General features: G+C 64.5%; 13 protein-coding genes. 6 read left to right on the top strand and 7 right to left on the bottom strand.

What is annotated here, in order from left to right:
* The first annotated feature begins 103 nt into the window (after positions 1-103).
* On the top strand, positions 104-484 hold the full coding sequence (locus ABDZ36_RS04050) for an Hsp20/alpha crystallin family protein (protein WP_211311547.1): 381 nt from the start codon (positions 104-106) through the stop codon (positions 482-484).
* Here ABDZ36_RS04050 and ABDZ36_RS04045 read toward each other — a convergent pair whose 3' ends face one another.
* The 5 genes from ABDZ36_RS04045 to ABDZ36_RS04025 all read right to left on the bottom strand — a co-directional run bounded on the left by ABDZ36_RS04045 (position 485) and on the right by ABDZ36_RS04025 (position 5,899).
* Positions 485-1,345, bottom strand: coding sequence for an ATP-grasp domain-containing protein (locus ABDZ36_RS04045; RefSeq protein ID WP_211311548.1), 861 nt, complete (start codon positions 1,343-1,345; stop codon positions 485-487).
* 36 nt (positions 1,346-1,381) lie between these two features.
* Complete coding sequence (locus ABDZ36_RS04040) at positions 1,382-1,918, bottom strand: 50S ribosomal protein L16 (RefSeq protein ID WP_211311549.1); 537 nt, start codon at positions 1,916-1,918, stop codon at positions 1,382-1,384.
* Positions 1,919-2,118: 200 nt separating this feature from the next.
* Complete coding sequence (locus ABDZ36_RS04035; RefSeq protein ID WP_211311550.1) at positions 2,119-2,967, bottom strand: phosphatase PAP2 family protein; 849 nt, start codon at positions 2,965-2,967, stop codon at positions 2,119-2,121.
* Entirely contained in the window at positions 2,964-4,733 is a 1,770-nt protein-coding gene (locus ABDZ36_RS04030) for an ABC transporter substrate-binding protein (protein ID WP_211311551.1), read from the bottom strand. The genes ABDZ36_RS04035 and ABDZ36_RS04030 overlap by 4 nt, the downstream gene beginning before the upstream one ends.
* 50 nt (positions 4,734-4,783) lie before the next feature.
* Positions 4,784-5,899: a hypothetical protein gene (locus tag ABDZ36_RS04025; protein ID WP_211311552.1), complete on the bottom strand. Its 1,116-nt coding sequence runs from the start codon at positions 5,897-5,899 to the stop codon at positions 4,784-4,786.
* 192 nt (positions 5,900-6,091) lie between these two features.
* Here ABDZ36_RS04025 and ABDZ36_RS04020 point away from each other — a divergent pair, with 192 nt between their 5' ends.
* On the top strand, positions 6,092-8,032 hold the full coding sequence (locus ABDZ36_RS04020) for a helicase HerA domain-containing protein (protein ID WP_211311553.1): 1,941 nt from the start codon (positions 6,092-6,094) through the stop codon (positions 8,030-8,032).
* 168 nt (positions 8,033-8,200) lie between these two features.
* Here ABDZ36_RS04020 and ABDZ36_RS04015 read toward each other — a convergent pair whose 3' ends face one another.
* Positions 8,201-8,395, bottom strand: a complete 195-nt coding sequence (locus ABDZ36_RS04015) for a cold-shock protein (RefSeq protein WP_021780643.1) — start codon at positions 8,393-8,395, stop codon at positions 8,201-8,203.
* Between the two features lie 267 nt (positions 8,396-8,662).
* On the opposite strand from ABDZ36_RS04015, the gene ABDZ36_RS04010 reads away from it, so the two are divergent.
* Positions 8,663-9,700, top strand: coding sequence for a TSUP family transporter (locus ABDZ36_RS04010; RefSeq protein WP_211311554.1), 1,038 nt, complete (start codon positions 8,663-8,665; stop codon positions 9,698-9,700).
* Positions 9,701-9,719: 19 nt separating this feature from the next.
* Here the strand turns inward: ABDZ36_RS04010 and ABDZ36_RS04005 are convergent, their stop codons facing one another.
* Positions 9,720-9,845 carry a hypothetical protein gene (locus ABDZ36_RS04005; protein ID WP_343749209.1) on the bottom strand — a complete coding sequence of 42 codons (126 nt, stop codon included), beginning with the start codon at positions 9,843-9,845 and terminating at the stop codon, positions 9,720-9,722.
* A gap of 185 nt (positions 9,846-10,030) precedes the next feature.
* Between ABDZ36_RS04005 and ABDZ36_RS04000 the strand changes: the two genes are divergently transcribed.
* The 3 genes from ABDZ36_RS04000 to ABDZ36_RS03990 all read left to right on the top strand — a co-directional run bounded on the left by ABDZ36_RS04000 (position 10,031) and on the right by ABDZ36_RS03990 (position 13,002).
* Positions 10,031-11,044 carry a tyrosine-type recombinase/integrase gene (locus ABDZ36_RS04000; protein ID WP_211311555.1) on the top strand — a complete coding sequence of 338 codons (1,014 nt, stop codon included), beginning with the start codon at positions 10,031-10,033 and terminating at the stop codon, positions 11,042-11,044.
* A gap of 366 nt (positions 11,045-11,410) precedes the next feature.
* Positions 11,411-12,064 (top strand): hypothetical protein, encoded by a 654-nt coding sequence (locus tag ABDZ36_RS03995; protein ID WP_211311556.1) that lies wholly within the window; start codon positions 11,411-11,413, stop codon positions 12,062-12,064.
* Positions 12,061-13,002: a phage NrS-1 polymerase family protein gene (locus ABDZ36_RS03990; protein WP_211311557.1), complete on the top strand. Its 942-nt coding sequence runs from the start codon at positions 12,061-12,063 to the stop codon at positions 13,000-13,002. The genes ABDZ36_RS03995 and ABDZ36_RS03990 overlap by 4 nt, the downstream gene beginning before the upstream one ends.
* Positions 13,003-13,322: the final 320 nt, after the last annotated feature.

Here is a 13,322-nt window from a genome sequence, read left to right as displayed (position 1 = left end):
AGGCCAGCATCAGGTACACTATGTCATGGTAGCATACGGCACGAAAGGAGCGTCACCCGCGGGGCCCCGAAGCCTTTTGGCCGGGTACGGCCTACGATGGGCCATGCGACGCGACGACCGGGACGACCCCTTCGACGACTTCTTCAGCGAGATCGAGCGGATGATGGACGACATGATGCACGGGACGGACGGCGGCTACGACGATGCGGGCTTCGGGAGCGACACCCACCTCGACGTCCAAGAGACCGACGAGGAGGTCCGCATCATCGGGGACTTCCCGGGCGTCGAGAAGGACGACCTCTCGCTCAAATGCGACGGTCGAACCCTCACGATCAGCGCGGTGACCGACACCCGCGAGTACGACGAGCGCCTCGAACTCCCCTGCCGCGTCGATGAGCGCTCCGGGAGCGCGAGCTACAATAACGGCGTCCTCGAAGTCACCTTCGAGCGCGCCGAGGAGTCCGCGAACATCGGCTTCGAGTAGTCACAGTCCCATCACAGCCGCCGCGAGGCGATCGTAGAACCCCTCGTCGTACTTCTCGCTGTTGTCGATGGTCGGTCGAGCGTTCGTCTCGTTCACCACGGGCCCGTTGTCCGTAACGAGCACGTCCACACCGAGGAACGCCACGTCGAGCGCCGCCGCCGTCCGCTCGGCGAGCGCGGCGATTTCGGGGTCGGGATCGACACCGACCGCCGTCGCGCCGCGATGGACGTTGTGTTTCCAGCGCCCCGCAGCGATGTCGGCGTCCGGAAGACGGCGCTCAACCGCGCCGACAACTTCACCCTCAAGCACCATCACGCGGTAGTCCCGCGCGTCGGCGAGGTACTCCTGGACGAGGTACGATCGGTCGGCGGTCGCCCGATAGTCGTGAACGAGATCGAGATAGTCACAGATCCCGAGGAAGGTATCGAGGTCGGCAGCCTTCGCGACGCCGATCCCGCGCGTCGTCGAGTTCGGCTTCACCACGACGGGCGAGGGGAGGCGTTCGTAGGCCGCGACGAGCGCGTCGGTGTCCGCGGGGTTCGAGACGAGCACCGAATCGGGCGTCGGGATCCCCGCGTCCTCGAGCGTTGCGAGCACGCCCGCCTTGTTGCGCGACGTGAGGACGGCCTCGCGGTCGTTGAGCCACGGCACGTCGAGCCACGCGTCGAGGACCCCGCCCTCCATGATCCGTCCGGGGAAGACGAAACCGGCGTCGAAGCGCGAGCCGTCGACCGGTGGCTCGGTGAGCGAGTACGACCCGTGGGAGGCCGCGACGGCCTCGACCGCGATACCGCGCTCGGCGAGCGGGCCGCGAACGCGCTCGAAGGTCTCGGCCTCGTTGGCGAACGCGAGCCGGAACATGTCCCCCCTTGGGAGAGGGGCGAGTAAAAGGACTCGTTAGTCGGCCTTCGTCAGAAGGTCCTGCCCGCGCTCGACGTCGATCCGGCACGGCGGCGTGATCTTGTTGTACGCGCGACGGAAGGCCTCCTTCACGGCGTCGGCCTGCTCGACGCTGCACCACGCGGTGAAGAGACGCTCGTTCGGGTAGATGCGGGTCGCCGTCCCGACCGGGACGCCGAAGGCCTGGCGCATCCCGTCGGAGACACGGTCCGCACCCGCACCGGTCGCCTGCTTGTTCTCCCGGATGATCTGGTGGGGGAACTTGCGGAGGATCATCTTGTAGTTGCCCTCGCCGAGTTCCTTGATGAGGTGACGGTTCGCGGAGAGGCGGGAGGCCTCGAGCGATCCGTGGCGGAGCTGACACTCCTCTTCGGGCTTCAGGCTGATCTGGACCGCGTAGTCCTCGGGATCGGACTGGAGGTCGCCCATCTTGAACTGGGCAATCTTCGAGCCGGGAATGCCCGTGACGTACTCCCGTCGCGTGTACGACGGCTTGTCGATCGTCCGGTACATGGAGGCGGGATTGTCGGCCATGGTTACTACCCGAGGCTGACGGCTAGCGTGCGGTTAAAGCCTTCGAAGGGCGTTCGCGGGGCTGAGCGGAGCGAAGGTCCGAGAACGGGGACGCGAGCGCAGAGCGACCGATGGGAGCGATGCGTGAGCACGGCGGGCTGAGCGGAGCAGGCCCGAGAACGACCCTCGCGAGCGCGAGCGAGCACTGGCGGGTCGATGCGCTATCGACGGAGGAGTCGAACGAGACGACGGTCGAGCGCGAGACCGAGCTCGGACGTCTGTATCCGCTTGTCGAGGCGACTGGCAAGGAGGACGCTCCCGACGCCGAGGAGGATGCCCGCGACGACGTCGGTTCCCCAATGGATGCCGAGATACATCGTGGAGACATCGACGCTCAGTGCGAGCACCGCTGCAATCGGGGCCCACTGCGGTAGCTCCGCACGTGTTCGATGTGCCAGCACCGCGACGGAGACGGACAAAGAGGTGTGGAGCGATGGGAAGACGTTCGTGTTCGTGTTCACCTGACTCGTGAGGAGTTGGGACTGCGGCCACGAGGTGTAGAGGAGTGACTGGACCATGTCCGGCATCAGGTTCCGCGGCCCGTAGGCGATGAAGAGGACGTAGAGGATGAGTCCGATGGAGTAGTTGATGGCGTACGTGAGCATGAGGTGCCGAAGCGCACGCCTGTCCGCAAGCGCGAAGTAAGCGACCAGCGGGAACACGAGGAGGAAGACGTAGCCGTAGACGTACACCGCGGAGAAATACGCGGTGAGCGGCGGCGTGGCGAACGACTGGAGCCACGCGACGAACCCGCCTTCGAGGGCGAAGATGGTCCCGGTGATGTTCCATCCGATGATCCAGGAGACATCCGGGCCGACCTGCCGGGCGACCTTGTTCACGAGGAGGACGCCCACGAGGAGGGCGAGGTACGGGAGGATCGAGCGCGTCCGTCGACGGGTGTTCGCGGCCGCCGTGTAGAGCCGGGGCCGACCCACGATGACGATGGATCCGGTGAGGGTGAGCGCCCCGACGACGGCGAGGACGCGCACCAAGACGTCGACGAGCGTCATTGGTCGGTGAGTCTCCCCCCGTTCGTGTAGGCGTAGCCGGCGTCGCGAAACGCTTCGCGGACGGCGGTGACGTCGAAGTCGCCGTCCCGGCCGTAGAACGGCGACCGCGGATTGCCGTCCTCCCACGTCAGGTCGTCGGGAACCCACGGGCGGGGGAGCGGTGATACCGTCGGTCTGGCGTACCCGTCGAAGACGCTATCGACGAGCGCGCGCTTATCGAGGAGGCGAGCGACGACGCGCCGGAAACGCGGGTTCGTCAGCGGGGACTGGCGATTGTTATAGCCGACGTGGTAGAACGACTGCGACCTGTCGGAGAGCAGCGTGAGGTCGTCGTCGCGAACGACGCGCGGGACGGCGCTCGGAATGAGCGGCATCGCGGTGGCGTCGGCGTCGCCCTCGCCGACAAGGGAGATCGCCGCGGCGTCCGACGGGACGACGTGGACGGACAGTTCATCGAACGCGACGCTGGGATCGAGTGGGTCGTCGACACCGGTGAGCGCGTAGTCGTCGAACCGTTCGAGCGTGAGTGAGGTGCCCTCGGTGACGTCGGCGACGCGAAGCGGCCCGCTACCGACGGGCGAGCGGTTCGACCAGACGAGCGCCTCCGTGATACCGTCGAACTGCAAGACGCCGGCGATATCCGCCGGTCGGCGTTTGGCCTCCCAGATGTGTCGCGGGAGGACCGGGAGGGTGAACGCGCGCTCGGCGACTTCCGGTGAGGCGTCGCCACACGAGAGGCGGAGCGTGTGGTCGTCGACGACGGAGACGTTATCGACGAGCGAGCTTCGCCCGCGGAACCGCGGTGCGGGGACTGCGGAGTCGCGATTGCCGAGCGAGGTGTCGGCGAGGAACCGGTACGTGAACGCAACGTCGTCGGCGGTGAGCGGCGTTCCGTCGTGCCACGTGGCCTCGTCGCGCAGCTCGAGCGTTGCGGTACCGTCGTCCCACGACCACGTGCGGGCCTGCCACGGGAGCAGCTCGCCCTCGACGTATCGGGCGAGCGGGTCGTAGAGGAGGCCGAGAAGCGTCCCGTGGCTCCGGAACTCGACCGCGAGCGGGTTGAGGTTCTGCGTCACGCGAGCGTCGGTCGTCGCGACGCGGAGTCGCGTCCGGCCACCGTCTGCCGCCACGCCGGCCGCTTCGAGCGCGAGATAGCGAAGCGGCGAGTCGACGGGGAAGCGATGCCACCCCTCGAAGCGGTCCGTACGGACGGCACCGAGGACATCGGGATGTGCAAGGGGGGTGAACGGCTGTTGGGACGCGATCTCGTGCTGGACGTCGGAGACGTGGGCTCGTCGCGCGCTGCCCGACGTCGAACGCTGCGCATCGAGGAGATCGTCGACGTGCAGGTCGGCGAACCCGAACGGGTTCTGCCAACCGGGTTCGCCGGCGAACGTCGAGCGGAGTAGGGAGTAGAGGAAATCGGGGTCGTATCGGCCGGGGTAGCGGCCGACGTAGAGGTCGAAATCGTGGTTGATGAGGACGTCGCGATAGAGCTCAGATTCGCGTTGAAGGACGATATCGGCGTCGATCCCGCTCATCGAGAGGTGCTCGACGAGGCGTCTGGCGATGGTCGTGGCGACCGGGTCGGTGTCCGCCGGCACAGTCTTGACCGAGAGCGAAACCGTCGACGGGGAGTCGCGAGTCATGAGGGACTGCACGCGGTCGACACAACCAGCGCTCAACGCGGCGAGACCGGTCCCGGTCGCGGCGAGTAGTGACCGGCGAGTGGGCCGCGGCGTGTCGGCGTAGTCGTCCCCGCTCATGTGTCATACTGTGACGTGACGCGAGGCACATAACCGTACTGTTACCCAGTTCAGAGTCCGAAGAGAGCACGCGCGAGCACGAGACACCACACGACGACCGAAGCGGACACCGCCGCCGTGAGGTATCGGCCCGATCGCGCGTCCGCGTCGGCGACGGTGCCCGCGAGCAGGCCGAGCGCGAGCGCGAGCAGCGCGCGGTGCACGAGGAGGTCGACGGGCAGTGCGGTGACGCCGACGGCGAACAGGTCGAACGCGAACGCAGCGCCCCCGCCGACGGCGGCGACGAGGAACGCGGCGGGTGGCAAGAGCGGGCGGGCGAGTCGAGCGGTCAGCCACGGGAGCGCGAGCGCGAGGACCGGATAGAACAGCGCGGCGACGGCTTTCGGCGGGACGCCCGGGAGCGCGTCGCCAGAGACGGCGATCGCGCCAACGCGGGCGGTAGCGACGAGCGCGACCGGGAGCGCGGCGACGAGCGCGCCTCGACGGAGGGTGACGCGGCGGAAGCGCCCGAGGGAGCCGAGGAGAGCCGCGGCGAACACGACGGTGGTGGCCACGCCGTCCCCGTTCACGCGACCGGCGTTCCCGAGCGAGCGGTGGGTAACGCGCGCGACGCCGGGCGTCATCCGAAGGTCGTCCTCGACGTACGACTGTGCGGAGTCGACGCCGACGACGGTGTGTCGGAGCCGGAACCAGTCCCAGTACTCCTCGTGGGCCTGTAACGCCGTCCAGTTCGCCGACGGGGGTGCGTAGCCGCGGACGTGGACGCGAGAGCCGAAGTACGAGCCGTCGTTCGCCTGGAACGACTCGGCGAGCCACCGACCCGAGCCGTTCACGACGGCGTACGTGAATCGCGTCGCCCCGTGTGCCGAGCGCCAGGGGACGAGTTTTGGGCCGCTCCCGCGCTCCCAGTCCCGATCGAGAAAGGTGCGCCGCACTCGGTCCGTCTCTCCGTGGACGACGACATTGATCGCAAGCGTTCGACCCGCCGTCGAGCGCGTCTTGCTCGTGTACGGCCAGAGAGCGTCGTCGCTGACGGAAACGAGCGTCTCTGCCGGGGGGGAGGCATCACCGGAATCGGCCGCGTGCACATCGACGACGAGCCCGGTGAGACCGGCGAGAACGACGACGAGGGCGAATATGAGCGCGAGACGGGACGGAACCGACATCGGAGTAGGCTACGCTACGATCCACCGATGCAAATAGCTGGCCGCTAGGTCGCCTCGACGACGGCGATGACGGCTGTGTGCCTCACTGGCGACCCCGTACGGGGCTGGCGGAGCGCGCGGTGAGTGCCGGATAGACGTCGCGGGGACGACAACCTTCATCCCGACGGCCGGCGTCCGTCCGAGACGAACCCCATGTCCGCAGACGACGGCGTCGACGAACGCCATCTTCCCGTCGGCGAGACGGCCGACGGCGAGTCGCTCTCCCTCCCGACAGAGGAAGTACTGACCGGCCGCGCGTTTATCACCGGTAAGAGCGGGAGCGGGAAGAGTAACTCAGTATCCGTCGTCATCGAGGAACTCCTTGAGCGCCAATATCCCGTTCTCGTCGTCGACACGGACGGCGAGTACTACGGGCTCAAAGAGGAGTACGAACTCCTCCACGCGGGGGCGGACGACGGCTGCGACATCCAGGTGAGCCCCGAGCACGCCGAGCGCCTCGCGACGATCGCCCTAGAGGAGAACGTTCCGGTGATCCTCGACGTCTCGGGGTTCCTTGATGAGGACGCGGCCGACGAACTCGTCTTCGAGACGGCAAAACACCTCTTCGCGAAGGAGAAGAAGCTGAAGAAACCCTTCCTCCTCGTCGTCGAGGAGGTCCACGAGTACATCCCGGAGGGCGCGGGGATGGGCGAGACGGGCCGAATGCTCATCAAGGTCGGCAAGCGCGGGCGCAAACACGGCCTCGGCGTCGTCGGCATCAGCCAGCGGCCGGCGGACGTCAAAAAGGACTTCATCACGCAGGCGAACTGGCTCGTCTGGCACCGGCTCACTTGGGAGAACGACACGAAGGTCGTCGGACGGATCGTCGGGAGCGAGTACGAGGCGGCAGTGTCGGACCTCGACGCCGGCGAGGCGTTCGTGCAGGCGGACTGGACGGACGAAGCGGTCGAGCGCGTCCAGTTCAAGCGCAAGCGGACGTTCGACGCGGGCGCGACGCCCGGCCTCGACGACTTCGAGCGCCCCGAGTTGAAGTCGGTGAGCGACACGCTCGTCGAGGATCTCGCGGACATCCGGGACGCGGAGGAACAGCGCCAGGACCGTATCGCCGAACTCGAACGCCGAATCGAGAATCGCGAGGAGCGCATCGCCGAACTGGAGACGGAACTCGACCGTGCCCGCGACGTCTCCGCAGCCGCACGCAAGCTCGCGAATGCCGTGGCGCACGGCGACGCTGACGCGACCGCACAGGCGAGGGTGGACGCAAGCACGGACGACACGAGCACCGAGAGCGCTGTGGACGCTATGGACGGCGACGATATCGCGACCCTGCGCGATCGCGTCGCCGAACTCGAATCACGGCTCGCCGCGACGGGGGACGAGGGAACGCCGAGCGGCGATGAGGCCGACGGCGCTGGGGCTGAAAGCGGCGAGGCTAACGGGGCGGACGACGAAGCCACCACGTCGAGTACGGCCACGACTGCGACCGATGTCGGGACGAGCGACGCCGAGGACAACGGCGACACCACGGTCCCGGATCTCGAAGCCCAGCTCGCCGAGCTGGGGGCGGAGGGATCGAACGACGCGCCGGCGACGAGCGGGACCGACGCGAGCGACGAGGCGGGCGCGCGCATCGAGCCCACGGAGCGTATCGGGGACGTCCTCGATCGGCTCCAGCGCTCGTCGGAACGCGAGCGGACGGCGCGAACGCGGTCGGCGGACGGCGAACCGGTCGACGTAGAAGCCGAAACGACGACCGGGAAACACGAGGGTGCCAGTGAACGCGACGCGGCCGACGATGAACCGTCACCGGCCGAGTCGAGCGAGCTCCTGGCCGCGACCGCAGTACGGACGCGACTCGACGCGGCGCGACGGGCCTCACAGTGTAACGAGACGACCGCCGAGGCGGTCTACGAACACGTGGCGGACATGCCACGCTCGGCGCAGGAACTCGTCGACGCGACGGGCACGTCGATGGAGGCGATCCACACGCTGCTCGTCGAGCTTCGAGGTCGCGACATGGTCGTCCGGGACGGTGAGCGACGATACGCGTTCCACGAACCGACGCTGCGGGACCTCGTCAGGGACCCACGAGCCGAGCGTGGCGAGCTCGGCGAGCAGTGGCGGATCGAGTGACGGGGCCGTCGCTCGCCGATCGGAAAACCGAGCCCGACGGCCGCGAAGGACGCGTCGCTCTCGTTGGAAGATAAGTGACCGGAGTCGCTCACACCGCAACCGTCAGCGCTTCCGGGAGTCGAAAACCGTTACCGCGATGCCGCCGTGACGGCGGCCTTCCTCAGCGAGTTACAGACGGGTGAGGTTCGTCGCGCGGGGGCCCTTCTCGGCCTCCTCGATGTCGAACTCGACCTCCTGACCTTCTTCCAGGTCGGGGCCGCCGACGTCTTCCATGTGGAAGAAGACGTCCTCGTCCGCGTCGTCAGTCTCGATGAATCCGTAACCGCCCGTGTCGTTGAAGAAGTCAACTACGCCTTTCGCCATTGCCTTTGTACAAAGTGACTCCCCACGGATAACCCTTGCGGGAGAGAGTCGGCGTGCGTGGCCGAGATACGTGATGGGGGGAGCAACGGTCGGCGGGAGTCGAGAGACGGGACGACGAGCGGCGGTCGTGGTGCGGAGTCGGTGGAAACGGCGTGGATGCAATCGCTTTTACACGGCCGGGTACGAACGGTGGCCAATGTCACGAGACGGTCGGCGGCGTTTGGCCCGGAGAGCGCTCACCACGGTCGTTGGTCGGGGGCTCGGCTAATGTTCGGAACCGGCGTCCCGCTCATCGGGCTGCTCACGCTCGTCCTGCTCGGCTTCCTCATCGCGACGACGGTCAACACGTTCGCGATGGAGGCAGCAGTGCTGTTCGTCCCGGCGTTCCTCTACGTCTTCCCACACCTCGTTCCGGGATTCCCGATGCTCGCGGCCAACGCCGCCGTCGGCCTCGCGCTGTTCGTCGAGCTCTTTGGCTACACCTCCTCGGTCACGGCCTACTGGTACCGTCATCAGATCGACTTCAACGTCGCGAAGAAACTGCTCGTCATCACTGTCCCGGTCGCGATCGTCGCGCGTGCGGGATCCTACTACGTCCCCTCGGACGTCCTCATGGTCGGGTTCGGCCTCCTGCTCGCCGTGCTCGCCCTCGTCCTCTACGAGGCCCACGAGCACGGCCCGTCGCTCGTCGACACCGTCGCGGAGAAGCCCGAGCTCTCTCTCGTCGCGGTTCTCGACGAGGAGTATGAACCGCGTACACGCGTGTTCGAGGACACACACGACGCCGCGGAGACGCCACCGAGCGAGCACATGGGCGGCCCAGCCGAGACGGCCGCCGAAGAACCGACCGGCACCGCCATCATGGGGAGCGGTGAAGACGAGCGCGAGTTCCACCTCGAACTACCCGACTTCCTCGTCACCGTCCTCGGCGGCACGCTCGCCGGGCTAGTGGGAATCGCCATCGGCGAGCTCACGCAGTCGATGCTCGCGCTTCGCCGCCGCGTCCCGCTGAAACTCTCGACGGGGACGAGCGCCCTCGTGCTACACGTCACCATCGTCGCCGCGCTCCTCGCCAACATCGCGCTCCTCCGGTTCGCGCCCTCGATCACCGGTGAAGGGTTCACCGTCCCCTTCGGTGTCGGCATCTTCGTCGCCATCGGCTGTCTCTTCGGCGGGCAGGCCGGCGCGTACCTCAACAACCGGCTCTCCGAGAGCACCGTGATGGTGATGCTCATCGCCGTCTACGCGCTCGTCGGCGTGCTCGTCGTCGCCCGCACGCTCCTCCTCGGCGGCGCGGCACACTAACCGAACGGTTTCGCCGTTTTCAGAAGTCGTAGTAGCGCCCGACCGCGCCGAACAGCAGCACGATCGCGCCGAGGATGAACGTCCCGGGGATCGGGAGGGCGAATACGACGGCACCGAACGCGAGGACGATCGTGGACGTGCGCATGATCGTTCGTTCGCACGACGACCGGATAGAAGTGGTGGCGTCCGCAGTGTTCGCTACGGCACTATCTCAGAATATGCCGCCTCCCGGATTTGAACCTCGGGAAGACGACGTGAAAATAAGGCGCTGTCGGGCGATTGGACGTCGCTTCCCCGACCCACAATCCGGTGTTCTGCGGAGAGCAAACAATGGCAGAACTCGAACCCATCGCTCCCGCAGAAGCGAAAGAGATGTTCCTCGCACAACGGCGTGACGAGGTTGCAGAAGCAACGCTACAGGGCTATCATTACCGTCTCAAGCCGTTCGTCCAGTGGTGTGAGCAAGAGGACGTCACGAATCTCAACGAACTCACGGCCCGCTCACTCCACGAGTATCGGCTCTGGCGGAAGGAAGACGGTGACCTGAAAACCATCACACTCAAGGGGCAACTCTCGACCCTGCGAGTGTTCGTGAAGTTCCTCGAATCTATCGACGGCGTCGAGCAGGGCTTGCACGACAAGATGCTCATACCCTCGGTCGAAGACGAGGAGGCGGTCAGTAACAGCATCCTCGAAGCCGAACGAGCAGAGCAAGTCCTCGACTACCTCGGCAAGTACGAGTACGCCTCGAAGCGTCACGCACTCCTCACGGTGCTGTGGCACACCGGTTGTCGGATGGGAGCCGCTCACTCTCTCGACGTCGACGACTTCGACGCAGAGGAGCAGGCACTCGAAATCCGCCATCGGCCCGACACCGAAACCAACCTGAAGAACAAGCAGTCGGGAGAGCGTATCTGTGCCCTGTCGGAAGACGTCTGCGAGGTGTTGCAGGACTACGTCGACGTGACTCGTGACGAGGTGACTGACGACTACGGGCGAGAGCCGCTGTTCACGACTCGGTACGGGCGGATGCACCGCTCGAAGATTCGGGAGATGGTGTATGCCGTGACTCGTCCGTGTGCCTACGGTCAGGATTGCCCGCACGGTCGTGACCCGAACTCCTGTGAGGCGGCGACCTATACCCACGCCAGCAAGTGCCCGTCTAGCGTCTCACCGCACGACGTTCGGAGAGGAGCCATCACCCACCTGCTACGAAACGACGTGCCCAAGCAGGTGGTATCCGACCGTGTGAACTCCTCGCCCGAAACGCTCGAAAAGCACTACTCCAAACTGACGGAGGAGGAGAAGATGGAGCAACGGAGGGAGTACCTCGACTCGATGTGACCGCCCGATTGTCATAGGAATATATGAGAGGGTTGAGGGAGTGGTAGACTATCCTTCTTTGTATGACAGGCAGCAGAGATAACACAGGTGGTGTTTAAGAGGAGAAGCAACACTTCTGGAGTTCACAAAATCGCAATACAGAAGGGGCATATATCCCGAAAACAGAGGTTGGTTTTCGCCGGTACCTTTAAGTGGTAATCTCCCGAATAGTAGTGTAAGGAAGTCAGAAACGAATCGCTCACTGAGTAGCCACTTCTCCTGCTGAGAGTGTCCGTGTAGACGGTGGTTTGAGCAGTGGGTCTGGTAGTCGTGGGACTGTTCAGTACGGCTCTTGAGCGACGACTCTGGCTTGCGTGGTGACCAAATATGACAACTAACAGCAACGACTCTGGCAATCAGGAGAACAGCGAAGCATCCGAGAAGGACGTGGGTACAGACACAGCGGAAGCCGTAACAGATGGAGGGCAACCACTCGCCTTGGAGGAGCGACTCGACACTGGCTCGAAGTCGTGGGGTGATGTGCAGAAGGACAAGCATCAGTACGACCATCAACCGAGTTTCCCGCCTTGCTCGACCGCTCGAACGACCCTCTATGCACGAGAAGTAGACGACGACAAGGAGGAACGGTACGAGGTGTTCTTCCTACTGCAACACGGACGACAGCATCCTGCGGAGAGACGTGCCAACGGCTACAGCGAGGGCTGGGATGGCCAGAAGGTACGACAGGAGGACGTCTGGAAGTTCTGCCGAGCGCACATCATCCTCTCGCAAGCCGGTGTCAGCACTCCTATCAAGAAGTGGACGGTTCAGAAGGTGATGGAGGAAGACCTGCAAGGGTTCAGTCGGTACTACGAGGGTATCGACGGAGCCGCTCTCGGATTCGCTACTCTCTGCAAGTACGACGACGTCGGGATGGCGAAGAACTCCTATCTGGTGGATGAAGCCGAGGAAATGCTCGGTGTGGATGGCGAGCAGTTAGTGGACTACGTCTGGCGGAAGTACGGAGGTGACGTGCAGTGAGTCGCTTCGAGTTCTCCTTCCAGCAGGACAGCGAGGATAACACAGGTGGGAGTGACGGTCTTCCGAGTCGTCTGGAGGAATACGACCAGTGGCTCGTGACACAGGACAAGGAGCCGGTCGCTCCGTCGAAGGAGTGGCAGAAGTCGGTGAATCTGCTTCCCTTCACCGAGGCACAGGACAAGGCAGAACAACTCGGTGGAGAGGTAGCCTTCTGCTTCACCGAGAGCGGCCCTTTCGTCGGATTCGACCTCGATGACGTGAAGCCAGACGGCGAGTTCACGGAGGAGGCACTCGGAATCGTCCGACGACTCGACTCCTACACCGAGGTATCGAGTTCGGGAACAGGGTTACACGTCATCGCAGAAGGCGACCACTCGGACGACCACAAGCATCGAGGCGACTTATCGGAGGCAGGCCATCTCGAAGTGTACGACAAGAGCCGGTATTTCGTACTGACTGGAGACGTGTACGACGGCTTCACATCGGTCGAGAGCAGGCCCACAGTCGTCCGAGAGGTGCAGGACGACTATCTCCCCGAACGCCAGAAGTTCTCCTTCACGGGCCAGCAGAAGCCTGTGAGCGAACAGGAGTTCGACGGAGGGGAAGCGGATGCAACCCCCGAACAGGTGCGTCGAACTATCCGAGCCTACGTCAAGACCGACAGCCACGATGTAGACCGAGAGGCACTCAGGCTATGGCGAGGAAGTGACGAGGGCCGACCGACTCCATCAGAGGCAGATATGGCCTTCGTGAAGCAACTCTACTACTGGTGCAAGGGCGACCAGCAGTTGATGGATGACTGCTTCCGAGCCTCTGGTCGAATGCGTCCGAAGTGGGATGAGGAACGGGGTAATCAGTCCTATGGGGAGATTACCATAGGGAAGGTCTGTCGAACGAACAGTGATACCTTCGACGGGAGATACGTGGAGAGGATATAGGTGTCTGAGGGTGTTAGCACCTCGTGTTCTCGCGTCGATCTCGGATACATGAGGGGGATTCCTATATATCGTTTTAAATATGATAAGAAGTATAAGTTTGCGATGGTACTGAGACATATGCAAAGACGCAGGTTACTCAAACAGACCGGTATTTGTCTGTCGGTTGCTCTGGCAGGATGTGCCGGAGGCTCACCAGATGAGCGGGCTGCCGAGTCATCAGGTGGTGAACAAGAAACTGCTGGCTGTTCAGATGCTATTCGAATTTTGAGTGAATTCGAGGATTTTCCTGAAGGAGGAACATATAAGAAGGGGAACGAACC

Source organism: Halarchaeum salinum, from assembly GCF_039520965.1.
GTDB classification, from domain to species: domain Archaea; phylum Halobacteriota; class Halobacteria; order Halobacteriales; family Halobacteriaceae; genus Halarchaeum; species Halarchaeum salinum.
Note: the sequence above shows the minus strand (reverse complement) of the source record. Positions and strands in the feature narration are given on the sequence as shown.